The following is a 22,978-nucleotide window of genomic DNA, read 5'->3' on the forward strand; positions in this document are numbered from 1 at the left end:
TTGAATTCGATGTCAAAACCCCATCACAAATTATCTGATTTAAACGTTTGAAATTATTCCAAGTCTAATTTTTTAGGTTTGATTTTTCTTATTGTACCACCCAAGATTCCAATTGTAATTCCTAACTGATACAAGAAATACAATAAAACCTCAAATGTGCTAGGAGTAAGATCTGTAAATCTACTAATTCCAGTTAATATTAACAATAAAGAACTAAAGAAAAAGACAAATAATTTTACGATTCCACGGAGGTCTGTAAATTTCAAAATAACAAAAGTCATCACAGTTACAGAAATTGCCAATACTGTCAGAAATCCAGTATTCATTCCAAAAATAAGAAACAATACAGATACAAGTTCTGCAGGACTTGTAGGAGAGAGATTTGAGAGTTCAATTTTTTCAGGAGATGCAAATCTAGGTACACTAAGAATTGCATTTGCCAAAAACAAAACAAACAAAGTAATGGATACAGTCTTTAGATGGTTTTGCAGTCGCGGAAATCTTACAAGAATTGCACGTCCAAGAATTATCCCTTGGAATAATCCAACTGCAAATGCCCCAATCACTGCAACAATAGAAAAAATAGGATCTTGAAATATGTCAACAAGAAATGGAATTAAAGCCAAGGTTAGTAATAATTTAAGAAAAACAGAATATTAGTTAGAAGATGACAAATTTTCGTAAAAAAAACAAAAAAAATTCATCAAAAAGCCATTTGAGAAATTAATTAGGAGTAAAGTTAATAATTTCTATTGAAAGACGGAACACAAATGCAAAGAATATTGTTGTTCATATTGATGATGTCAACAATAGGAATATTTTCAAATTATGCATATTCACAAGAAATAGGCCTTGCAACATTTCAAGAAACTGCTCAAATAGTAATGGACCAAAGCATATCACAAAATGTTACTGCATCAATCACACTACAATCAACAAGTATTCAAGAAATCAGAATTCCTGCTGAACTTGAACAAAAAATTAGAGAGAATGATAGAATTGAAGCTGTAATAATTACAAATCAAAATCAATGCGTATTAGGGGTTTTTGAGGAGTCATGTATCCTAATTAATGTAGAAAGAGATCACGAAATTAAAGGGATTAGAGACATTCAAGATAATACCAAAGAAATAGCAGACACGTTAATTGATGATATCAATCAGACATTTGATTTGAATGCCGAATTTCATTCAGTTTATGTTCACACTAGTGATCAAACAAATACAGAATTAGAAACATCAGGAGTTATTTCGGGAAAAGGTACAATTTCTGCAGTATATACAATGACAATGGAAGATACTCATTCCATGTATGAAAAAATCTCAGCAATACTAGTTCCAAAAATAATTAGAGACCAAGGTGGATTTTATAACATAGCAAAAAATCTTTCATTAGAAGAAAAAGCAAAAACTACATTTTCAATAATTCCATTGGAAGCAAAATCCCTATTACAACTGAAATTATCAACCGATTATCCAGGAGCAGCATCTGAAATCACTAAAATTAGCCCACTAGAATATCTGAAAACAGACTCGATTAAAAGATCAAAATACTTTGCTGAAGGAAATTATCCACTAAACTCAATCATACAAGTTGTCATTTTATCACCTGAAGATACTTTTGTATCAAATATTCAAGGAAATATTGTACCAACACAAATTATACAAAATGAAAAAATCCCAACAACAGTTTCAGAAGCAGGATGGATTTTTGATCCAGAAGAAGGTCAAAGAATTCAAGGAAAATATATTTTTGGAGAAGAAACAACAATTAACAAAAATACATTAGAGTTCACATTAGGAGACATAGAAATAGAACCAACAACTACAGAATTTGACGAGTCAATCGTAATTGTAATTATTATTTCAATAATAGCAATAGCATCTGCATTATTTTATCTAAAAGGATATAGAAAATAATTAGAGCAAAAGTACTGCCGCAGCAAAAACAGTAGTCCATTTACCATCTTTGTCACCACGTGTTTGTTGAGTAATGTTTTGAGTCTTGTAAATTTCGCCAGATATTTTCCACTGCTGTCTTTTCTCATCCCAGTTCTTATCAACATCAAACGGGATTCCTAATGAGGATGCCAACATTTGTGCTGCAATGTCTTCAGCGTAATCACCTGCCTGAGTCTCAGTTTGCCCAAAGGCTTCATATTCAGACAAATAGCCATATCTGCTTGTATCCTTTGGTTGTGCAATCCCTACAGATGCAGAACACATTCTATGAGGTTCATTAGTCTGATTCTTTGAATAAATTGTAAATAGAATCTGTCCAGGTTTGATTTGTTTTAGTCCCTCTTTTCGTGAAATTAATTTTGCTTTTGGTGGAAATATACTAGAAATCAATACAAGATTTGTTCCAGCAATACCAGCATCTCTTAAAGCATATTCAAAGCTGGTTAATCTATCTTCATGGATTCCTTTTCCTCTTGTAAGAAATAATTTCTTGGCAACTAAATCAAGCATTTCAAAATTTTAGAAAATATATTATTATTTAACTTTAATCAAATACAGTATTTCAGAAATATTAAGAAGTGAAGTTATTATAGTGTTAATCTCGTTTCTTTTTCTTTTTTCTTTTATCAGGAGCTTTTGCTTCTTGTGTAAGAAGGATGAATGTGAAAAATGCCCCCAACCCAACATTGACAACTCCCATAAATGTAATGAACATTGTTTGTTCTTTTCCAGCAATAGGAGACAACCCAATTATGATGCCCAAAGTGCCAGTTGCAAAGAACATCATCATCAAGACTTTGACTCTGGTGGGTTCAATATACCTCATAACAGATATCAAAAAATGGTATTATTATAAACTGACGGTTAAGGGAATTTCTAAAAAATCCTTACAAAAAGAAGACAGGTAACACTTTAAACCTTCAAAAATTTCATTTTACTTCGTGCCAATGTAGCTCAGCCTGGCTAGAGCATTCGCCTTGTAAGCGAAAGGTCATGGGTTCAGATCCCATCATTGGCTTTAAAATTCTAAAATAATTTGGCAATACGGTTAATTATGCTGAATTTTGGAACAATCTTACATGAGTTTTGAAGATAATGAGATTAAACAAAATGAAATTTCTCAAAATAAATCAAAACCAAGTGGATTGATAATTGGGTTAATCATTGCAGTAGGAGCTGCAGCATTTTTTGCAGGAATGTATGTCTCAAATATGAATTCAAATCAGATTTCACAAGAAGATCTGGATGATGCAATTGCAAAATTAGAACTCAAAATGTTGCAAAACAGACTACCAACAGAGCAGCCATCAGCACCCGTAAAGATTTCAGCAGACGATGATCCAATAATTGGAAATCCAGACGCTCCAATCACAATAATAGAATTTTCTGATTTTCAATGTCCATTCTGTGCACGATTCCATGTCCAAACACTTCCATTACTTCTTGAGGAATACATTGAGCAAGGCAAAGTAAAGTTAGTCTTTAGAGACTTTCCAATACAAAGCATTCATCCAAATGCACTTCCTGCATCAGTAGCAGCAGAATGTGCAAACGAACAAGGACAGTTCAAAGCAATGCACGACATGTTATTTGATAATCAAGGTCAATGGAGCAATCAGGATACAGTTGATGCACTATCTCTGTTTAGTCAATATGCAACTCAAATACAACTAGATCAAGAAACGTTTGATTCTTGTCTTACTAGTGGAAAATACATTGAAGAGATAAGAAATGATCTTGAGGATGGTAGAAGTTATGATGTTACAGGCACTCCAGGGTTTTTTGTAGGAAATGATGAGATAGGTTATGTAGAACTAAAAGGTGCACAACCGTTTGAAAGTTTCAAAAAAGTTATTGATGCACAATTAGAGGCATAAAAAATAACAAGCGTTTATTAGACCTAAACTGTGACTTTACGCATCGGAATAATGACGTCTGGCAATGAGCTTTACGTCATTGCTAAAGAGAAGAAAATAAAATGACAAAATTTCAAGAATTAGGATTAAAAGATGATATACTAAAAGGAATTAGCGACCTTGGATTTGAAGAAGCATTTCCAATTCAAGAGGCAGTAATTCCAGTATTACTCACAGGAAGAGATGTCGTAGGACAAGCACATACAGGTTCTGGCAAGACTGCAGCATTTTCATTGTCAATGCTACAAGAAATTCAACCAAAAAATGGCATTCAAGGTTTGATCATGGCACCTACTAGAGAACTTGCAATGCAAATTACAGACGAGATTAAAAAATTTGGAAAATATACAGGAATTAGAGTAGCAACAGTGTACGGAGGACAAGGAATGGGACTACAATTAGATGCTCTGGAAAGAGGAGTGGAGATTGTAGTAGCAACCCCAGGTAGATTAATTGATCATCTCAAACGTGGCTCAATAGAGCTTAGAGATGTCACACACATTGTTTTGGATGAAGCTGATACAATGTTAGATATGGGATTTATTGATGATATTGGATTTATTTTAGATTTAGCACCAGAAGACAGAGTTATGTCATTGTTTTCTGCAACAATGCCAACTGAGATTCTCAGATTATCTGAAGAATATTTGAAAAATCCAAAACAATTCTTACTAGATGCAGATGACCTTAGCGGAGAAGGAATAGATCAATCATATCTAGTCATTAAAGATAGAGACAAATTCAAGTATCTAATTGATTTCATAAAACCCGTAAAAGGTCAATCCATTGTATTTTGTTCTACAAAATACAGAACCAGAGATGTTGCAAAATTCCTACATCAAGAAAAGTTTGATGCTGTAGCAATAGAAGGAGACATGTCACAACACAGAAGAGAGCAGTCAATGGGAAAATTCCGTAGTGGTAAAGCAGACATTCTAGTAGCAACAGATGTTGCATCAAGAGGTATTGATGTCCCAAGAGTAGAATTGGTGATTAATTACGATGTTCCAAATCAAGAAATGGCATACTTTCATAGAATTGGAAGAACTGCAAGAGCAGGAGCAAAGGGTAAAGCAGTAACATTTGTATCATATTCATCAGTAGGAGATTGGAATCTTATCAAACGTCAAATCAAAGTTCCTATCAAAGATTTGAATGAAGAAATGGGAATAGAAATTGCAATTCCAGATCCTCTAAAAAGACAAATGCCATCAAGAAGATATGGAGGTCAATCAAGATCCAATTATTCTAGAGGCGGTCGTTCTGGAGGATACGGAAGATCAGGTGGAAGACGAGATTCTAGAGATGACAGAGGTGGAAGACGAAGATATAACGACAAAGGCGGTAACAGAAATAGTTACGGCGGTCGCAGTAGATGGTAACTGTAAAACTTAAAGGCCTGAACTACGTAATTATTTCAAGGTAAAGTAATGCACAAAGGATTCATTTTGTTAAATTGTGATCTTGGAGCTGAAGAATACATTGTAGATGAATTAAATCAGATGCAAGATGTGAAAAATGCGTATCTAACTTTTGGTGCATATGATGTTATTGCAGAAATAGAGACAGAAAATCAAGAAGGATTTGAGAAAGCAATTGCAGTAATTAGAAAATTATCCAGAGTAGTCAGTACTATGACACTCAATGTTATTCGCCCCGAATAATTGTTATATGAGAAAATTCAGGATTGAATCAAATTGCAAAAAATTGATTATGAGGCACCAGTATGGGTACTAAATTACAATAATCCAAAACCGCTTTTAGATCATGCCATACACATGCTAGAAAGACATGGGGTAAAGCGGGAAGATATGGAAATTACTGAAACCCCAACTGCAAAAATAGGCGCAATTGTAGTAGAAATTTGGCCATATGAGCTTGTAATAGGCAAAGTAAGATCAACACGAAATGATTCTTTTATCAGCGGTACAGAATTTACAATTGAATTAAAATTAGACGAAAATGGGAATTACATAGATTATCTTTGAAAAAAAAGAAAATTCAAAATATCACAATCGGAATAATTGCAATTAGTATCATTGGAGCAATTGGTGCATACAATTATTCAGCAGATCAAAATAAACAAAAAGGATTACAGTTTGGAATAGAGTTAGAACAAATTCAACAAGAAGTAAAAGACTTGCAAATTAAATTTTATTCAGAGAAAACAAAGTGGCAAGAAGGAGACATAACAAAGGAAGAGTTGTTATTTTTCTATGATGAACATCTGGATGAATTTAATGAAATTATTTCAAAATACGATGAGCTTAATCCACCAGAATTATTTGAGAGTTCAGTAGAACTACTAAAGATTTCATCAGAAACACAACTATCAAGTGATTCAGAATACATCAAATGGATTGAAACAGGGGATGAGTCAGCCAAAATTAGATCAGATACACAATTCCAAGAGTCAGTAGAATACGAACTACAAGGTTTAGTGGAATTTTATTCAGCAAAAACAGGTATCAAAAACTACGATGAAGATGCAAAGTTTGAAGCCCCACAAACAGGATTAACACAAAAAGTAATTCAAGTTGCAGAAAACATGGCAAGCAAATGTGATGAAGAATTCAAAAACGAATTAGGGGAATTCGATTCGGATAATATAGAAGTAGAGTGGTTTAACTGCATAAATGAGGCTAAAAAATGGAAAATAGAACATCTTCCATAACAAATAATCAAAATCACAAAAACTACTTTAAAGAACTAGACAAACAATGATTGTGGAAAAAATCTTCATCATAGGGATTATTTTTGCAAGTATGACGCCACTAGTGTTTGCAGAGGTCTATATTCAAAATGATCAACAATACATCGGAGACGACGGTTCAATACACATTGTTGGAGAAATTGTAAATAATCTAGACATGCCTCTGAATCAAATTCATGTGCAAGTTGATTTGTTTGATGGGAATCAACAATTAATTCAAACAAAAGAGACAAACTCTTTGGTAAATACAGTAATGCCCGGAATGAAGGGGCCATTTGATCTTGTTTTAACAGATAACGAGGCAAAAAACGCAAAATCATATTCAATGGAGTTAAACTATCAAGTTACTCATCCAAAAAGTCAAGTCATAGACATTACAGAATCATCACTTTCAAGAGACAATCACAATAACTTGATGATCACAGGTACAGTAGTTAACAATGGAGAGATCACAGCAAATACAATATCAGTTATTGCAACACTTTATGACAAACAGGGAAATGTAGCAGCAGTATCAAAAGTTAATCCCGAACCAGATTATCTAAGATCAGAAGACAGCACATTCTTTTTACTATCAGTTCCAGACAAAATTCAAACTAAAGAAATTGACGAGTATACGTTGATTGCAGAGTCTGAAGAATATGCAGCAGTACCAGAATTTCCAGTAGGCACAGTTATCCTACTCATACTCACATTATCAGCATATATTGGAATTACACGCTACTCTGGAAGAATTATAACAAATCTCTTTTCTGCAACAAATCTAAAGTAGGAAAAAGTTCTTTGATCAGTTCTTCTTTTTGTAGAGGAGTAGGTTTTGAAAACAAGATAGGAAAAGTTATTGTCAGCATATCTTGGTCAGTATGAGATATACGCACTGAATGAAATTTACAATTAATTTCAGATAAGACATCATTCCATTTTTCCAAGTGTACATTTACTCTAGCAACATTTTCATGAACATCTGAAAGACTAGTGTCTAAATCTTTATCAAACAATCCAAATTTTACTAATGGAACCATCGCCATCCCTCCTAAAATTTTATCATGATTTTTTAACATAGAAGAAATAATTTGTTCAGAATTTTCTTTAGGATAAAGTTCGCCATAATCAGGATCAAAGTAACCTGCAATCATTTTTTTGGAATCATATATACGAAAATATTCTTCATCTAGTTCTAGTTTCCACGACATCTAAGATATACAATGTAAAAATATTTTTTATATACTCTTCTTAATTATTCGAGAAACAATTTTGAATACCCTCAACACAGATGAGATATGGAAGATTCAGATATAATCGACGATGTAAATGCTCTGTTAAAGTTAGGAGTAGGAGATGCATACAGACTCGAGCACATAAAACAAGCTTACATTCAAAACAAATCCGTATGGATTACTGATAAAAACTACTTGGAGAAAATGAAAGACAAATACCTAACAAAACATGCAAAAATAATAACAAATGATGAAGATGGAACTGAAAAAGAAGAGGAAATACATTGTTGGAAATGTGGTAAAAAGACCACATTAGGGGCAAATTTTTGTATGAGTTGTGGAGCATCTTTGTTTGAAGTTGCATCTGAATCTAAAGTAGAACATGAACCAATTCCAGATAATCAAAAAAACAATACCAGAACAATTAAAATAAAAATTCCCATAATGATTGGAATTCCAATATTGATTTTAGCAATTGTTGGAGGAGCATATAGTCAAGGTGTTTTTGATAACACTTTTGAAAGAGCAAACATACAAGAACCAAAGATTACTCCCAAAGTGATCGAGCCGGTAAAAACAGATTCATCTACTGAGACAAATTCAAAGTGTGGTGAAGGAACTGTTTTTGATGCTGGAACTAATTCATGTGTTTTAGAAAGTGATGTTAGTACAACAAAAACAGATTCATCTACTGAGACAAATTCAAAGTGTGGTGAAGGAACTGTTTTTGATGCTGGAACTAATTCATGTGTTTTAGAAAGTGATGTTAGTACAACAAAAACAGATTCATCTACTGAGACAAATTCAGTATGTGGTGAAGGAACTGTTTTTGATGCTGGAACTAATTCATGTGTTTTAGATAAATAAAAGACAATTAAATAAACTAGGAAAAAGAAGAAAATGCATGGGAATTTCAAAGGAGAATAAGGAATTCATAGATAGTTTGATTGATTATTACATTAGTGAATCTGAATCATATACACAAATTGCAGAAAATTTTGTTCCAGAAATAGAATCCGTTCCAGACACAGCATTTGGAATTATCACAGGATGTGTCTACTCAGGTTTTTTGCAGGCATATCAAAACCAGCAACAAACCCCAAGTTTAGAAGATATGAAAGAATTCAATGAAATAATAAAAAACCGTGCTGCCTTGATAAAAAAAGCCATAATTGAGCCTCATAAACCAGAAATAATCAAAGAAGATTCAGAGAACCCAGAAACAGAAACCAAAGAAGAGGATTCGGGCAAATAGGAATCATTCAGATATTTAGAAAAAATCAATACAGTTTAATCCTGAAAAAAAACGGTAAAAATATGAATGTAGATGGTAGTAAAATAATTTTTTGGGGAGGAACTGCTGCTGCAGTAGTTACAGCAATTGTTGTGTTATATTTTTCAATTCGTTAAAGATAAATCATAAAGAAATTCTAACATAGTATTGTCAGCAACCAATGAATTTAAGATAACACAGATAGTAGATAATGGTCAAGTCATACAATTGACACTAATTGAGAATGTTTCAACAGAACCAATTTCACAAAAACAAATGATCATTGAGAATGTTTCAAAAAAACTTGATCAAGAGACAAAAGAACAAGTAATGCCGTTACTTGAAGCAATAATGTCAGCTCAGCCCACTGTGAATATCAAATCCTATCAGCAAACCCAGATTACAATTGCAATGCCAAAATCAAGATATGATGGAATGGGAAGACCACAAGTAGGAAATACGATAGAAGTTAACTTGAAAAAAATCTAGAGATGTGAATTTATTTCATCAACAGTATGCAAAGGTAAAGAACAAGTAAAGTTTTTGCAAACAAATGCAGATGTTTTTTCTTCAAATGATTTTCCTGTAAAGAAAGGATATTGAGACAATGCAGACAGTTGTTCAGGATTTTGTACTGTAACAACAATGGAGTTTGGTAAATATTCTAAAATTACGGATTCACATAGTTGAGAATTTTCAGTATTAATTATTGTAATTTCAATAGGTTTTTCTAAATAAATTGAAATTGTGTTTAGTAAATGTCCAAATCCAAATGGATTTTCAGCAGCCATTTGTGCCTGTGATTCCATAATTTTTGTAGTGATTTCTAGAAATTGTTGTTCTTGAGAAAAGTGGAATAGTCTAAGCATGACAAATGCAGAGACAGAATTTCCCGATGGTAAAGATAAATCATAATTGCTTTTTGGTCTGATAATTAATTTTTCATGATTATCAGAAGTCATAAAGAAGCTATTGTTTTCTGAATCCCAGAAATGATCCACTAAATGATGACCTAGTTTGAGAGCCAGTTTCAAATATTTTGGATCAGGTTCAATTTCAAATACATCTAAGAGACAATTGACAAAATAAGAGTAATCTTCAAGATAACCGTCAATTTTTGCAGTTTTATTTTTGTAAGTTCTCAATAACGTGTCTCCCGAAAACAAATTATTTTCAATAAAAGAGATACAAGTTTTTGCAGCATCAAGATATCTCACATCATTTGTTACACGATATCCTTTAGCAAATGCAGTAATCATCAAGGAATTCCATGAAACCAAAATTTTATCATCTAATCCAGGAGTAATTCGTTTGGAACGAACATCAAGTAGTTTTTCTGAACAAGATTGAAGAATCTCTCGAACTTTATCTTCTGTAATTCCAAAATTAAAAGCAACTGTAGAAATATTCAAATTATTGCACAAAATGTTGTTTCCCTCCCAATTTCCACCATCAGTGACATCATAAAAAAGACAAAAGACATCTGCGTCATCACCAAGAATTTCTTTAATCTCACTTTTTTTCCAGACATAGTATTTTCCTTCTACGCCTTCAGAGTCTGCATCATATGCAGAGTAAAATCCACCATCAGGAGAAGTCATTTCACGTAATACGAAATCTAGTGTTTTTTTCAAAACATCAAGATAGAAAGGTTCCTTTGTTATTTGGTAGGCCTCAGCATAATTGACGGGAATTAGTGCATTATCATAAAGCATTTTTTCAAAATGAGGTACAAGCCACTTTGCATCTGTAGAATATCGATGAAAACCACCTCCGATTTGATCAAATATTCCTCCATTTGCCATTTTTTTGAGAGTTTTGAGCCCAAATTCAGTGAATTTTGACAGACCAGATAATTTTGCATAACGAAACAAAAATGAGACATTTGCAGCATTGGGAAATTTTGGGGCAGAACCAAATCCACCAAAGGTAGAATCACCTAATTGGAACAGATTCATTGCTGCTTCATCAAGAATAGTTCGTTCTAGTTTTGAAGGTACTGAAACTTTTTCAGTTTTGTTTAGAGCATCAAGGAAGTTTTCAGCAGATTTTTCAATGTCTTTTGGTTTTTCTTTCCAAGCTTGGGAAAGTTGTCTGCAAATACTTCCAAATCCAGGGCGGCCATAAGAATCCAAAACTGGAAAATACGTTCCAACATAGAATGGTTTTTGATCAGGAGTCAAGAAAATACTCAAAGGCCATCCACCTTGACCCGTAGCTATTTGGCAAACTTTTTGATAAATATCATCAATGTCAGGGCGTTCTTCTCTATCAACCTTGATGTTTACAAAATTTTCATTCATGAATTTTGCAACATCCTCATTTTCAAATGATTCATGTGCCATCACATGACACCAATGACAAGAACTGTAACCAATACTAAGAAAGATTGGTTTGTTTTCATCTTTTGCTTTTTTTAGTGCCTCATCATTCCATCCATACCAATCAACAGGGTTATGGGCATGTTGAAGAAGATAAGGACTAGTTTCACGAATGAGATTATTTTCTGCCACAGTTTTTCAGATTTGTTTTGATATTTGTACCTAATTGGTCAGCCCCAAATTCCTCGTCCTTCAGTTATCTCATAAATTCTAACATTGATTTTTCCAAGTAATTTTACTTTAGATCTGTGAGCCTTTTTATCATGACTATAATCTTTTTTTTCAACTAATTCTTGTAAACGCTTTAGTTGTTCAAGGGTGAGGTTTTTGAATTCATTTTTTGAACTAGACACAAGACGCAGTAATTCTACTCGTTCTCGGTCTTCATCGGTAATTTCAGGCACAAAATAGGATAATTTGCGTCCTTTATTTTTCTAATGGCCCAAGGAGAATCTTAAAATTATTTGAAAAATTTTGTGTTACATGGACAAGATGCGAGCAATGGTACTTGAGAAATGTGGAGCAATTGAAACTAATCCGTTAAAATTAACTCAAATTGACAGACATGAGATTAAAAGACCAAATGAGATTTTACTGAAAATTGAAGCATGTGGGGTTTGTCATTCACAACTTCATGGTATTGAAGGAGATTGGCAAGACATAGGAATTCCTCCACAACTACCAACAGTTCCAGGACATGAAGTTGTGGGCAAAGTGGTAGAAGTAGGACAAAACGTAACAAAATTCAAGGTTGGGGATAGGGCAGGAATCACTCCATTACTAGAAGCATGCAAAGAATGTCAATATTGTAAAGAAGGAAAAGAGTATCTTTGTGAATCATCAACAATTACAGGAGAGTCTTTCAAGGGAGGATATACTGAATACATTACAGTAACTGAAGATTTTGCCACCAAAGTGCCTGAAAATATGAAACCAGAATATGCAGCACCATTATTCTGTGCAGGAATCACTGCATACAAAGCAGTCAAAGCTGCAGAACCGCAAACTCATAAGAAAATTGGAGTTTTTGGTATTGGAGGTGTTGGGCATATGGCAGTACAATTTGCAAAAGTAAAAGATTGTGAAGTTGTAGCATTTTCAAGATCACAAAATCACCTAGATATTGCAAAGAGACTAGGAGCAGTTGATGCAATGACATTTTCTGAAAATCAAGAAGAATTTTTAAAAAAATTAAAAGAAAAACACGGGATGCTTGATGCAGCAATTGTTTTTGCGCCTGCAGATATTGTAACTGACACTGCAATCAAAGCAGTCAAAAAAGGAGGACTGATAGTTATTGCAACAGTTGGTGAAAATCCTGCATTTATGGCATTTGAAGAAAAAACAATCAGAGGTACGTTAATTGGTTCAACTGCAGACATGGAAGAAGTAATCAAGATATGTGATGAAAAAAATATTGAAGTGATTACAGATACATTTCCATTAGAGAGTGCAAATGAAGTTCTCAAAAAATTAAAAGATTCAAACATCGAAGCTAGAGCAGTTTTGATTCCTTGACTAGTTAAATATCGGAGGAGATGTTCTCTAGTATGAATTGTAAGAGGTGTCATCATACAGATGAGGCACATGTTCCAAATGAACAAAGCAATTCATTGATAAAAATGGGCAAATGTCAGATTCCAACATGTACATGTAATCAATACTTGGATCCAATACAAGAAATTGATGAAGAATTGTTGTAACAATTCATATATCAAAATCATTTTGAATATTCATGGAAAAACACAAACCATCTGAAGAGATGATAAAGGAATTAGACAATTTATTGTCAAAAATTAATGCTATGGAAATTGTTGCATCAGATGACTTTCAAAAAAATTCAATTAAAATCATGAGGGCTCTAGTTGAAGGACAAATTCATTCAATAAAAGAATTTGGTCATTTGAAAAAAGCAATTGATTTGCTAACATTACAGCTCTTTGATGTTCAAAATAAAGTCAAGAATTAAGTTTAGTATCACTAATTCCACAACTGCTGCATCTATAGAGTGTAGATTTTTCTAGAATTTGTTCTGCTTTCATTTCAGAACCACAGCAAGGACAAGAAAATTTTTCAGAAGAATCTGTTGATTTTCTAACAACATAATCAGGTTTGGGTTCAATAATCTCGCCTACATTGCATGGGGGATTGTAGCGTACTTTGATTTTGTTTAGAACGCTTTCTCGATGATCTTTACTTGCATCAAACAAAGGCAATATTGCAAGATACAGTGATTTTTCAGAGCCTGATTTTTCAACCCAACATTTGAAACCAGAATGCTGAACAAAAAATGATTTGTCATCTGTTTTTTCACAATCGCCTGCATAAACAATATTGAATCTATCTTTATCTCTAGACATGATCAAAAACACGAGTTTTTCCATCGGAGGACCCCAACCATCAAGGGGAATCGGACCTAGGAACTCATATTGTAGAATTTGAATGCTCAATAGAGATATTTTGAATAACTGTCTTTTCTTCTTTTCCTAGGAAATTACCTAGTGCCATGAAATTGATCGCAAAATCTGGACTTGAAAAGATTAAATTCAAGAGTAATTGATTTTTTTTAAATGAAAGAGCCTCACAATCATGCAAAAGTAGGATATTCTATGATTGCAGTAGCTGCTTCACTAGCAGTGATTGGAATTATGGCCCTGTTTATGGCAGATGATGTGTTATATGCTGACAATTTACAAAGAGACAATACAATACACTTTAACGAATGTAAAGCAAATGATTTCAAAACAGATGGTTGTGAGAAATACTGGGATAGGATTAACAATCAAATCTCAGGAATTTATGTAGATCTTGATGAATAATTTCTAAAATCCGTTTGAAAAATCTTCTAACATGTTTTGATTCTTTGTTAGTCTATTCATTGCAAAGAATGCACCACCCACAATTCCTGCCTGATAAAAAGTATACAAAAAGACACCTGATGAAGTAGGATCAGATTTTGTAAAACTAAGAACTAACATCGTAACAAACACAAATGTTCCAACAGAAGTCACCATTCTATTTAGAAAGCCGGAATTCATTCCAACGATTCTTTTAGTAGCTGCTGCCATCAATGCAATACTTGTAATAATTAGAAATGTTGCACCGCCATTTGCAACAACAAAGCTGTTAAGCCATACTAACAATCCATCTTCAAAAATTGAAACTTCAGGCATAATACTACCACCATTTATTGCAAAGTTTACAGAGCTAAACATTCCACCTATAACAAAGAAGAATAAGAAAATTTTAACAATTGAACGTTTTAAAGGACTCCTAATTTCAGAGGGTTTAACAGCTCTTTCAGTAATCCTTACACCATATAGAAAACCAACTGCCATAGCTGGAATGAACATGATATTGATGAGAATAGGAGATTGTTTGTTAATTTCTTCGATTTGAGGATGGAAGATTAGAAACAAGATTACTGCAAGTGATGCAGAAACGCCAAATAAGATAAGCCCCAAATACTTGTGGTCATTTGACTCGTAGGAGTTAGTCCAATTATACACTCTACCTGGTCATATCAAAATCATTAAAGACCAAATCCAAAAATCATTTGGTCAAATTATCAATTCTCTTTACCCTTTTTAGGAGAAATCGACTAATCAAGTCATGAAATTAGGTACATTATTTACAATAATTGGAGGGGTTATCACAATATTGGGAATAATATTTCATTTTCAAGGTCAATCAGTCATAGGTCCTGAATCGTCATTCATGTATTCTAACCCTGATTGGATAACATATGGATTACAAATCTTGATCATAGGAATTATCATTGCGATGTCAGGAATAGTGTTGAGCGTAGTAAAACGGAATTAGTTCATTGCACGAAGTGTTATAGTACTTCGAATTTTTTTTAGTTTTCTAATTTTTGTTGTGATTACTTCATTCATTTGGGATTGTGTATCAGTTTCAAATTCAGCAACCACGTCATAACTGCCAAATGTCACCAAGCAGTTTTTTACTTCAGGAATCTCTTTTAGTTGAGAATAGAGAAACTGTTCTTCACCAATTTCACAACTAATCAACATGTAAGATTTCTCCATATCTAAAATATTTCAAAAAGACACCAACTTAAACACATCTAAGAAAATATTTTTTAAAATAGATCTCAAAAGCCTGCATGAATGGGATCAGAAGGCTTCATTATCTCCCTTAGAAGGATCGTTGCAAACGAACCTCTTGACAAGGTAAATTCTACAACATCATCATGAGAAGAATAATTAGAACAATCTATTGCAGCCTGTCTAAATCCACCTTCACTACTAACTTCTTGCATCTCTTTGATAAAGAAATCTTTTGGAGTTACTTCTTCTTGTTGAAGTACTTGTGAGATTTGATAATCAAATCGTGTTTTTTTGTAATATGAATATCCAACAAAAGGTAATGCCAGATTTTGGTCCAATCCCTTTGTGAATTTTCCAATAATTCCCTTAAGGTCAAAACAAATGTCGCCAGGTTCAGATTCAAACAAATTTTCACCATCAATAAATGCAGCACTTAATGATTTATTGAAGATAAATGATTGATATGCCTGAACATAAAATCTCCTCAAAGATAGTGGAATTGTACGTATTGCTCGAAAAGAATTACCATGTTCAATCATTTCTTTTATTACAATTCTTTCAATATCCATTTGTTTTGGAATTTTTTCAAAATATTGTTTGTAATTCTGTTTGTCAGCAAGTTTTTGTCGGATTTCATTATTTTCTTTTGAATCATATTCAGAAGTAAAAGACAAAATCAGTTCAACTGCAACATCAAAGTTTCTTTGAAGAATTGCTTTACCTATTAGATGTGTTACAGGTCTTTTTGAGCCAAATCTCTGATAACCATAAAAATTTAGAATATTTTTAAATTCGGTAAATGAAGTCAAACCATCAGAGTATTCAGAAATTTTAATTTTAAAATGGTTACCAATCATATCTTTCTTTGAAAGGGGTTTTTTTACAAAACCAATTTTTTTAAGAGAGTATTTTTCTGTGGAGTAATCTTCAATTACTTTGTCCTTATTTCCAGAACATACAAACTGCTCAGTAATTGCAGATGCATCCTTTAATCCCAAGGACTTCAATCGGATTCCTTTCTTTCTAAAAATATCAGATAGTGCGTGATTTGTATCGATTTTTTTCTTTTTTAGTTTGTAAACAGCATATCCTTGTTCTTGATTAATGGTATTTTGGGTTTTTTCTAAAATTTTTTCAGATACTTCAAAATCTTCAGGAGTTACACGGATTTTTCCACCAATGCCATCAAATTCCGTACTATAAACAGAAATCCCAATTTGAGAATCTAAAGCAGGTATCACTCTATTGTCACTGTAACATATTTGCTAACTGCAATATCAGATAATTGGGTTCCAATTAGAACTTGATATTTTCCAGGAATTGCTTCATCAGATGCTGAAATGTTTGTATGGATTGGTTGAGATGTACCAGGAACCAACTGGAAAGATTCAGAGCTATCGTGAGAAAGTTCTATATTCAAAAAGTCATGGGAGGTAATGAGAATTAGAGAACCGCCCAATGTTTCATTGTCGGAATTTGGAGATACTATAAAGTTGAAATGTTTTGAATCTCCAGAACTAAGAGAGATTGATTCAGATTCTAATTGTATTTCAAGAGGTAGTGGAACAGACGTGTTAACTACACCAATGTTATTTTCAACCCATTCAGTAAACCAAATTTTTTCCCCATCAACTGCAAAATCAAAAATTTGCGCTAGTCCACAATCAGCAACCATTAAACCAGTTCCAGGATCACAGTCACCCCAGTATGGATTCTTGGAAGGTACATGATACTCTATCAAAGAGTTAGATTTTGGATCAAATACAGATATGTTGTTTGCATTTTGTTCATTAAAGATAATTCGTCCTTGAACATCTGAGTCAATCCAATATGGTCTAGAAATAGGGGATTTAATTACGCCAGTTTGATTTCCATATGTTTCAAGCAAGGGTTTTGCTGTCACATATTGAACAAATTCTTCAGTTATTGGATCAAAACTAAAGAAGGAAGATGACGTAGTATCAGCTAACCAAATTTTTCCATCATTAGAGATTGCAGCTCCATTTGGAGTAAGTAATTGAACGGGTAATGGATAAATCTCAGTAAACATGTCTCCTGCAAAGAATTCTTTTCCAGATTCTTGAACTGCATTTCTATATCCATCATGATCAAATTTTACCAAAACACCACCTTGTTGAAATAACCAATTAGTATACCATACATTACCATCTTCATCTATTGTAAAATCAGCAGTTACAGAGTTATCAACAGGAGAGGGTAGACTAATGTATTCAACATCACCAGTGGGTTGACCGATATCAAAGAATGTGAGTTTATTTCCAGTAAAATCATTAATGATTATCTGAGATCCATCAATGTGTAGTCTTTGAGGTAAAGAGTCACCTTCAGAAGGATATCCAAGTCTATCATATTTTTCATCAATTGTTGAGAATTTCCAAACAGAATCAAATGTTTCATCAGTAAACCATACAGAGCCATCAGGGGCATAATCTATTCCCCACATCATTGAACGGCCATTTTTTGGCCATGTCGGATTATCATATTCAATAAATGTTTCAGTACTAGGATCAAATTTTGCTAATTTCCCAGTATTTGTTTGGGCAAACCAAACATTACCATCAAAATCAGCAACAATTGCCAAAGGGTTTGTACATTCAGTTGGAATCGAATACTCTGTTACAAAATCAGTAGACTTGGCATTTCCAGAACCACAAAATCGAGGACGATCTTCATCAGGGAAATTATCTGCAGGAGTTCCAGTCATCGTAATTTCAGGCGCATCCTCACCGGGATCAAGTCCAGGAATTGCAATAACAACTCCAGAAGTAACCATAATTCCTCCCAAAAATGCAAAAGCCAAAATTCCTTTGGTCTGTTTTTTCACAAATAAAAAAGCAGACTTTCCTTGTTATATCTTATTCCAAAATATCTATAGTAACTTCAAATCCCCAGTCACTCTATCAATAAGATTTTCAGGAGCAGGACCAATTGAAATGCATGTAGTTGTTCCAGGAGCAATTTGAGTATGACCTGCATCAGTAACTTCAGACCAAGGTAAATTCAAATCAATTGCATGTTTCTTTACTTCTTGTAAATCCTTGATACCAGAAACTTTGACTACAACTTTTTCTTGTCCCCCCCACCATTGTTCATACCATTCAGGATGAGATTTTCTAACATGTTCTGCACCAAGAACACAAGCATGTCCTACCTGGGCAGCAATTTTTCCTTTACCCATTTCAAGGTCAGTTCTAACAACAATAACCTGTTTGATATCACCCATACTATTATCAAAAACAGGCATAATGAAAAACTTTTGAATTAAATAATTGACAAAGAAACAAAAACTGTGTACTTTGATGCAATAATTGCAGGTGGAAGTGTTGCAGGATTACTTTGTGCAAGAGAAATTGCTGCAAAGGGTTTCTCAGTATTAGTTATTGAAGAAGATTATGAGATAGGTACACCAGAACATTGTGGAGGATTAGTCAGTATTTCTGGATTAGAAGAACTAGGAGTAGTTCCATTTAGAAAAACATTTGATCATATGATAGAATCAGCAGAGATTATTGCCCCTAATGGAAAAAGATTTTCAATAAATTCAAAAAAACAAAAAGTAATTGAGATTAGCAGAAGAGAGTTGGATAAACAAATTGCTTTTCAAGCTCAAAAAAATGGAGCTGTAATCAAAGTCAGAACCAGTTTTCAGGAAATGACTAAGACGGGAATTAGAACAAATGAAGAAAATGTTGATTGTAAGATATTTGTAGACGCAAGAGGAGTTTCATCTCTAATTCATAAAGATAGAACAGGAATTTTATCAACTGCACAGTATGAAATCTATGCGGACTGGATAAAAAAGGGAAAGGTGGAAGTGATTTTTGATCAAGAAAAATATCCAGGATTCTTTGCATGGGTAATTCCATCTAATGAAGGAAAAGGGAAAGTTGGAGTTGCAGGAAGAGGGATTAATGTGTCAGAGACAATAGAAAAAATCCTTGAAGAAAAGGGAAAACATTCTACAATAAGAAAGATTTTTGCCCCAATTTGGATAAAAGGTCCAATTGAAAAATTTGTAGAAAACAACATAGTAATTGTCGGAGATGCAGCAGGACAAGCAAAACCAACTACAGCAGGAGGTATTTTCACTAGTGGTATGGGAGGAGTTTTTGCAGGACAAGCAATAGTAGAATTTCTAAAAACAGATGATAAATCAAAACTAGAAGAATATCAAACCAGATGGACAGAAAAATTCGGAAAAGAATTTGAAAAACAAATTTTTGCAAGAAAAATTTTAGAAAGACTTGACAACAACACAATCAACAAATTATTTGAATCAATTACACCAGAAATTCTAAAAGACATATCAGAAAAAGATGATTTTGATTTTCATACAGGTTCGATTGTAAAACTATTAGGATTAAAAGGATCAATTAAAACAGCTCAAACTCTAATTGGAGGAGAGTTCAAAAAATTACTTCGATAAAACGTGCCCAAATTCTAAGGAAGATATAAATGATGTTTGCAGAAAATCGTGGTATGTCATCATCTACAATATCATTGCCAACATGTAGTTGTTGTCACCGACATATTATGCCTAATGATAAATGTGTAAAATTCAATTGCCCAGATTGCGGGGCAGATTTGATTTGGAGATGTCAAAGTTGCAGAGAATCAGCAAGAAATTACACTTGTTCTTCATGTAACACACAAGGACCTTAAGAAAATGGCACAGTTACTATTTATCACAAAAATTCTTCCGGAGGGAACTGAAGTAGATCTTGACAAATTAGCAGAGACTCTAAAGAGCACATTACCAGAAGGAATCGTTATGAAGAGACATGCAAAAGAACCATTAGCATTTGGTTTGGAATTTTTGAAAGCTGAATTTGTTTTAGAAGACAAAGAAGGTCAAAGTGACGCATTAGAAAATGCGGTTAAAGGTACAGAGGGTGTAAGTGAGTTTGAGGTCCTCAACATGAGCCGAATGTCAGTTGACATGAAATAGGTGATTTTTTGGTACGCAAAGAAGAACCTTTGCAAATGCGAATTGGAGAAGCAAAACAAAGGGATGTAGGTAAAAAACGAGCTCGAATTGGTCCTGAAGCAATGGACTTTCTCAAAGTAACTCCAGGAGACATTGTTGAAGTTATGGGTTCAAGAACAAGTTGTGCAGTAATTTGGCCAGTAGACGAAGATGAGAAATTCCCAGATATAATCAGAGTAGATGGACAAACAAGGAAAAATGTTGGTGCGTCATTAAATGATATCGTAAAGATCAGAAAAGTAACATCAAAGATTGCAAAGTCTGTTTCTTTGACTCCAGTTAATGATTCAGTTACAGTAGATAAAGAATTTACAGATTTTGTAAAAAATAGACTAAAAGGATTGCCAATTAATCACGGTGATGAAATTTCAGTAATGATTTTAGGAAACTCGATGGATTTCAAAATTACAAAGACTACACCAAAAGGAGTAGTAAAGATTGACCGTTCTACTACACTGAACATTTCAACTGAAACTGCAGTTGATAGAAAAGTTAGAGTGACATATGAAGAAGTAGGAGGATTAGGCGAAAAAGTAAAAGCAATGAGAGAGATTGTTGAGCTCCCATTAAGACATCCAGAATTATTTTCCAGATTAGGAATTGAACCTCATAGTGGAATTTTACTTTATGGGCCGCCAGGATGTGGAAAGACTTTGCTTGCAAAAGTCATGGCAAGTGAATCAGAAGCTAACATGTTCCCAATTAACGGTCCAGAAATCATGAACAAGTATTACGGTGAAACAGAAGCAAAGTTAAGAGATATTTTCAAAGAAGCAAAAGATAACTCGCCAAGCATAATTTTCATTGATGAAATTGATGCTATTGCACCAAAAAGAGAAGAGGCATATGGAGACGTTGAAAAAAGAGTAGTTGCGCAGCTTTTGGCTTTAATGGATGGTCTAAATGATAGAGGTAACGTAATTGTACTTGGAGCAACAAATAGACCAGATAGTGTTGATCCTGCACTTAGAAGACCAGGTAGATTTGATAGAGAATTTGAGATTTCAGTTCCAAACGAAGATGGAAGAATAGAGATTCTTCAAATTCACACAAGAGGAATGCCAATTGATGAAGACATTGATCTAAAAGATTTGGCATCAGAATTACATGGATACACTGGTGCAGATATCAAATCACTATGTAGAGAAGCTGCAATGAAATCAATTAGAAGATATCTACCAGAAATTGATCTTGAAACAGAAAAAATTCCTTCAGAAGTATTACAATCAATGAAAATAAAATTAATTGACTTTTACGATGCGATGCATGAAGTTGTTCCTACTGCAATGAGAGAAGTCTATGTAGAACGACCAAAAGTTTGGTGGCAAGATGTAGGAGGACTGGATGAAATTAAAAAATCATTGACAGATAATCTAATTTTAGCAATGAACGAACCAGGGAAATTTACCAAAATGGGAATCAAGCCACCAAAAGGTGCATTGATTTACGGACCGCCAGGATGTGGAAAGACTTTGCTTGGAAGAGCACTTGCAACAGAGACAGGTGCAAACATGATTTTAGTTAGAGGTCCTGAAATTCTTTCAAAATGGGTAGGAGAATCTGAAAAAGCTGTTAGAGAAATTTTTAGAAAAGCAAAGGCATCATCGCCATGTGTAGTTATTTTTGATGAATTAGATTCACTTGCACGCAGTAAGTCAGGAGAAGGAGGAGTTGGTGAAAATATTCTCAGTCAGTTACTTACAGAAATTGAAGATGGAGTTTCTTCACGTGTTGTAGTGATAGGAATTACAAACAGGCCAGATGTTGTAGACAATTCATTGTTAAGAACAGGAAGATTAGATTTGGTATTGTATGTTGAACCTCCTGATGAGAAAGGAAGATTAGAAATTATCAAAATTTTAACAAAAAAAATGCCATTAACTAATGATGTAAAATTGCAAGAAATTGCAGTTGCAACTCAAAATTACACAGGTGCAGATTTGGCCGCATTATGTAGAGAAGCAGCAGTTCAAGCCATGCAAAATAATGCAACAAAGATATCTAGTCAAGACTTTGCAAACAGTTTGAAACAGGTTAGACCCTCAATTACAAAAGAAGTTGATCAGTGGTACAAATCAGTTAAGGAAAGTATATCTAACGTGGTACCAAAGACAGGAGATAAAACATTCTACGGATAAAAATGGCAATTCCAATCAGAAATACAGTATTTGACAAAATTAGAGATGCAGGTTCACTAACAGATGTTGAGCTTTACAAGATGCTAACAAAAGATGGATTTACCATGGCAGAAGCAAAATTTAACAAAATTTTATTAGATTTAGAAATTCTTGGACTCATCAAAGTATCTTGGATTACAAAAGATGAGCGTAGAATCGAGGTTTTCGTAGTTAAAGAAGAAGTCGATGAAATCGAAGAACAAAACAAGGAAATGATGGAAAAAGACTACGAAGCAAGTTTTCCAGGTTTTGAAAAATAATT

At 33.6% G+C, this 22,978-nt stretch carries 32 protein-coding genes and 1 tRNA gene; 21 read left to right on the plus strand and 12 right to left on the minus strand.

Annotated features, from left to right (window positions below; all coding sequences use genetic code 11):
• Window positions 1-53: 53 nt before the first annotated feature.
• Entirely contained in the window at window positions 54-626 is a 573-nt protein-coding gene (locus tag ACQY2P_RS04480) for a hypothetical protein (protein ID WP_428327192.1), read from the minus strand.
• Between the two features lie 144 nt (window positions 627-770).
• Between ACQY2P_RS04480 and ACQY2P_RS04485 the strand changes: the two genes are divergently transcribed.
• Entirely contained in the window at window positions 771-1,919 is a 1,149-nt protein-coding gene (locus ACQY2P_RS04485; protein ID WP_428327269.1) for a hypothetical protein, read from the plus strand.
• On the opposite strand, the gene ACQY2P_RS04490 is transcribed toward ACQY2P_RS04485, so the two are convergent.
• Together ACQY2P_RS04490 and ACQY2P_RS04495 are read right to left on the minus strand one after the other, a co-directional pair.
• The gene (locus ACQY2P_RS04490; protein ID WP_428327193.1) at window positions 1,920-2,471 is read right to left on the minus strand and encodes a pyruvoyl-dependent arginine decarboxylase; all 552 of its coding nucleotides are present in this window, start codon (window positions 2,469-2,471) and stop codon (window positions 1,920-1,922) included.
• Window positions 2,472-2,556: 85 nt separating this feature from the next.
• The gene (locus ACQY2P_RS04495) at window positions 2,557-2,787 is read right to left on the minus strand and encodes a hypothetical protein (protein WP_428323863.1); all 231 of its coding nucleotides are present in this window, start codon (window positions 2,785-2,787) and stop codon (window positions 2,557-2,559) included.
• A gap of 117 nt (window positions 2,788-2,904) precedes the next feature.
• Between ACQY2P_RS04495 and ACQY2P_RS04500 the strand changes: the two genes are divergently transcribed.
• The 7 genes from ACQY2P_RS04500 to ACQY2P_RS04530 all read left to right on the plus strand — a co-directional run bounded on the left by ACQY2P_RS04500 (window position 2,905) and on the right by ACQY2P_RS04530 (window position 7,362).
• A tRNA-Thr gene (locus ACQY2P_RS04500) sits at window positions 2,905-2,979 on the plus strand.
• Between the two features lie 61 nt (window positions 2,980-3,040).
• Window positions 3,041-3,838 carry a thioredoxin domain-containing protein gene (locus ACQY2P_RS04505; RefSeq protein WP_428327194.1) on the plus strand — a complete coding sequence of 266 codons (798 nt, stop codon included), beginning with the start codon at window positions 3,041-3,043 and terminating at the stop codon, window positions 3,836-3,838.
• A gap of 101 nt (window positions 3,839-3,939) precedes the next feature.
• Window positions 3,940-5,259, plus strand: coding sequence for a DEAD/DEAH box helicase (locus ACQY2P_RS04510; RefSeq protein WP_428327195.1), 1,320 nt, complete (start codon window positions 3,940-3,942; stop codon window positions 5,257-5,259).
• Between the two features lie 48 nt (window positions 5,260-5,307).
• Entirely contained in the window at window positions 5,308-5,541 is a 234-nt protein-coding gene (locus tag ACQY2P_RS04515; protein WP_048070591.1) for an Lrp/AsnC ligand binding domain-containing protein, read from the plus strand.
• 33 nt (window positions 5,542-5,574) lie between these two features.
• The gene (locus ACQY2P_RS04520) at window positions 5,575-5,865 is read left to right on the plus strand and encodes a hypothetical protein (RefSeq protein WP_428327196.1); all 291 of its coding nucleotides are present in this window, start codon (window positions 5,575-5,577) and stop codon (window positions 5,863-5,865) included.
• A complete protein-coding gene (locus ACQY2P_RS04525) occupies window positions 5,862-6,551 on the plus strand; it encodes a hypothetical protein (RefSeq protein WP_428327197.1) in 690 nt (229 codons plus the stop codon). Before ACQY2P_RS04520 ends, ACQY2P_RS04525 begins: the two co-directional genes overlap by 4 nt.
• 46 nt (window positions 6,552-6,597) lie before the next feature.
• The gene (locus ACQY2P_RS04530; protein WP_428327198.1) at window positions 6,598-7,362 is read left to right on the plus strand and encodes a DUF3426 domain-containing protein; all 765 of its coding nucleotides are present in this window, start codon (window positions 6,598-6,600) and stop codon (window positions 7,360-7,362) included.
• On the opposite strand, the gene ACQY2P_RS04535 is transcribed toward ACQY2P_RS04530, so the two are convergent.
• Window positions 7,325-7,783 carry a hypothetical protein gene (locus ACQY2P_RS04535; RefSeq protein WP_428327199.1) on the minus strand — a complete coding sequence of 153 codons (459 nt, stop codon included), beginning with the start codon at window positions 7,781-7,783 and terminating at the stop codon, window positions 7,325-7,327. The genes ACQY2P_RS04530 and ACQY2P_RS04535 overlap by 38 nt on opposite strands.
• Before the next feature lie 87 nt (window positions 7,784-7,870).
• Here ACQY2P_RS04535 and ACQY2P_RS04540 point away from each other — a divergent pair, with 87 nt between their 5' ends.
• The 3 genes from ACQY2P_RS04540 (at window position 7,871) to ACQY2P_RS04550 (ending at window position 9,569) form a co-directional block, all read left to right on the plus strand.
• Window positions 7,871-8,674 carry a zinc-ribbon domain-containing protein gene (locus ACQY2P_RS04540; protein ID WP_428327200.1) on the plus strand — a complete coding sequence of 268 codons (804 nt, stop codon included), beginning with the start codon at window positions 7,871-7,873 and terminating at the stop codon, window positions 8,672-8,674.
• 37 nt (window positions 8,675-8,711) lie between these two features.
• Complete coding sequence (locus tag ACQY2P_RS04545; RefSeq protein WP_428327201.1) at window positions 8,712-9,062, plus strand: hypothetical protein; 351 nt, start codon at window positions 8,712-8,714, stop codon at window positions 9,060-9,062.
• A 186-nt stretch (window positions 9,063-9,248) separates the two neighbouring features.
• The gene (locus ACQY2P_RS04550; RefSeq protein WP_428327202.1) at window positions 9,249-9,569 is read left to right on the plus strand and encodes a hypothetical protein; all 321 of its coding nucleotides are present in this window, start codon (window positions 9,249-9,251) and stop codon (window positions 9,567-9,569) included.
• Here the strand turns inward: ACQY2P_RS04550 and ACQY2P_RS04555 are convergent.
• Both ACQY2P_RS04555 and ACQY2P_RS04560 read right to left on the minus strand, forming a co-directional pair.
• Window positions 9,566-11,593: a thioredoxin domain-containing protein gene (locus tag ACQY2P_RS04555; RefSeq protein WP_428327203.1), complete on the minus strand. Its 2,028-nt coding sequence runs from the start codon at window positions 11,591-11,593 to the stop codon at window positions 9,566-9,568. The genes ACQY2P_RS04550 and ACQY2P_RS04555 overlap by 4 nt on opposite strands.
• A gap of 38 nt (window positions 11,594-11,631) precedes the next feature.
• Window positions 11,632-11,865, minus strand: coding sequence for a hypothetical protein (locus tag ACQY2P_RS04560; protein ID WP_428327204.1), 234 nt, complete (start codon window positions 11,863-11,865; stop codon window positions 11,632-11,634).
• Between the two features lie 79 nt (window positions 11,866-11,944).
• Between ACQY2P_RS04560 and ACQY2P_RS04565 the strand changes: the two genes are divergently transcribed.
• The 3 genes from ACQY2P_RS04565 to ACQY2P_RS04575 are packed head-to-tail and all read left to right on the plus strand — an operon-like array spanning window position 11,945 to window position 13,430.
• A complete protein-coding gene (locus tag ACQY2P_RS04565; protein WP_428327205.1) occupies window positions 11,945-12,979 on the plus strand; it encodes an alcohol dehydrogenase catalytic domain-containing protein in 1,035 nt (344 codons plus the stop codon).
• A 32-nt stretch (window positions 12,980-13,011) separates the two neighbouring features.
• Window positions 13,012-13,164, plus strand: a complete 153-nt coding sequence (locus tag ACQY2P_RS04570; RefSeq protein ID WP_428327206.1) for a hypothetical protein — start codon at window positions 13,012-13,014, stop codon at window positions 13,162-13,164.
• Window positions 13,165-13,196: 32 nt separating this feature from the next.
• Complete coding sequence (locus tag ACQY2P_RS04575) at window positions 13,197-13,430, plus strand: hypothetical protein (protein ID WP_428327207.1); 234 nt, start codon at window positions 13,197-13,199, stop codon at window positions 13,428-13,430.
• On the opposite strand, the gene ACQY2P_RS04580 is transcribed toward ACQY2P_RS04575, so the two are convergent.
• Complete coding sequence (locus ACQY2P_RS04580; RefSeq protein WP_428327208.1) at window positions 13,420-13,911, minus strand: hypothetical protein; 492 nt, start codon at window positions 13,909-13,911, stop codon at window positions 13,420-13,422. The two genes, ACQY2P_RS04575 and ACQY2P_RS04580, sit on opposite strands and share 11 nt — an antisense overlap.
• Before the next feature lie 120 nt (window positions 13,912-14,031).
• On the opposite strand from ACQY2P_RS04580, the gene ACQY2P_RS04585 reads away from it, so the two are divergent.
• On the plus strand, window positions 14,032-14,280 hold the full coding sequence (locus ACQY2P_RS04585; protein ID WP_428327209.1) for a hypothetical protein: 249 nt from the start codon (window positions 14,032-14,034) through the stop codon (window positions 14,278-14,280).
• 3 nt (window positions 14,281-14,283) lie between these two features.
• Here the strand turns inward: ACQY2P_RS04585 and ACQY2P_RS04590 are convergent, their stop codons facing one another.
• Window positions 14,284-14,970, minus strand: coding sequence for a hypothetical protein (locus ACQY2P_RS04590; protein ID WP_428327210.1), 687 nt, complete (start codon window positions 14,968-14,970; stop codon window positions 14,284-14,286).
• 103 nt (window positions 14,971-15,073) lie between these two features.
• Between ACQY2P_RS04590 and ACQY2P_RS04595 the strand changes: the two genes are divergently transcribed.
• A complete protein-coding gene (locus ACQY2P_RS04595) occupies window positions 15,074-15,283 on the plus strand; it encodes a hypothetical protein (RefSeq protein WP_428327211.1) in 210 nt (69 codons plus the stop codon).
• Here ACQY2P_RS04595 and ACQY2P_RS04600 read toward each other — a convergent pair.
• The 4 genes from ACQY2P_RS04600 to pth2 form a co-directional block, all read right to left on the minus strand.
• The gene (locus ACQY2P_RS04600) at window positions 15,280-15,510 is read right to left on the minus strand and encodes an Lrp/AsnC ligand binding domain-containing protein (RefSeq protein ID WP_048069680.1); all 231 of its coding nucleotides are present in this window, start codon (window positions 15,508-15,510) and stop codon (window positions 15,280-15,282) included. The two genes, ACQY2P_RS04595 and ACQY2P_RS04600, sit on opposite strands and share 4 nt — an antisense overlap.
• 65 nt (window positions 15,511-15,575) lie before the next feature.
• Window positions 15,576-16,772 carry a tRNA pseudouridine(13) synthase TruD gene (gene truD / locus ACQY2P_RS04605; protein ID WP_428327212.1) on the minus strand — a complete coding sequence of 399 codons (1,197 nt, stop codon included), beginning with the start codon at window positions 16,770-16,772 and terminating at the stop codon, window positions 15,576-15,578.
• On the minus strand, window positions 16,769-18,376 hold the full coding sequence (locus ACQY2P_RS04610; protein WP_428327213.1) for a lyase: 1,608 nt from the start codon (window positions 18,374-18,376) through the stop codon (window positions 16,769-16,771). Before ACQY2P_RS04610 ends, truD begins: the two co-directional genes overlap by 4 nt.
• A 45-nt stretch (window positions 18,377-18,421) precedes the next feature.
• Window positions 18,422-18,775, minus strand: coding sequence for a peptidyl-tRNA hydrolase Pth2 (gene pth2 / locus ACQY2P_RS04615; RefSeq protein WP_048069677.1), 354 nt, complete (start codon window positions 18,773-18,775; stop codon window positions 18,422-18,424).
• Window positions 18,776-18,841: 66 nt separating this feature from the next.
• On the opposite strand from pth2, the gene ACQY2P_RS04620 reads away from it, so the two are divergent.
• The 5 genes from ACQY2P_RS04620 (at window position 18,842) to ACQY2P_RS04640 (ending at window position 22,976) form a co-directional block, all read left to right on the plus strand.
• Entirely contained in the window at window positions 18,842-19,978 is a 1,137-nt protein-coding gene (locus ACQY2P_RS04620) for an NAD(P)/FAD-dependent oxidoreductase (RefSeq protein ID WP_428327214.1), read from the plus strand.
• 107 nt (window positions 19,979-20,085) lie between these two features.
• Window positions 20,086-20,214 carry a zinc finger domain-containing protein gene (locus tag ACQY2P_RS04625; protein WP_255430864.1) on the plus strand — a complete coding sequence of 43 codons (129 nt, stop codon included), beginning with the start codon at window positions 20,086-20,088 and terminating at the stop codon, window positions 20,212-20,214.
• Between the two features lie 4 nt (window positions 20,215-20,218).
• Window positions 20,219-20,500 carry an elongation factor 1-beta gene (locus ACQY2P_RS04630; protein ID WP_428327215.1) on the plus strand — a complete coding sequence of 94 codons (282 nt, stop codon included), beginning with the start codon at window positions 20,219-20,221 and terminating at the stop codon, window positions 20,498-20,500.
• An 8-nt stretch (window positions 20,501-20,508) separates the two neighbouring features.
• Window positions 20,509-22,677: a CDC48 family AAA ATPase gene (locus ACQY2P_RS04635; RefSeq protein ID WP_428327216.1), complete on the plus strand. Its 2,169-nt coding sequence runs from the start codon at window positions 20,509-20,511 to the stop codon at window positions 22,675-22,677.
• A 2-nt stretch (window positions 22,678-22,679) separates the two neighbouring features.
• Window positions 22,680-22,976: a hypothetical protein gene (locus ACQY2P_RS04640; RefSeq protein WP_428327217.1), complete on the plus strand. Its 297-nt coding sequence runs from the start codon at window positions 22,680-22,682 to the stop codon at window positions 22,974-22,976.
• Window positions 22,977-22,978 lie beyond the last annotated feature (2 nt).

The organism is Candidatus Nitrosopumilus sp. (genome assembly GCF_965262695.1).
Taxonomy (GTDB): domain Archaea; phylum Thermoproteota; class Nitrososphaeria; order Nitrososphaerales; family Nitrosopumilaceae; genus Nitrosopumilus.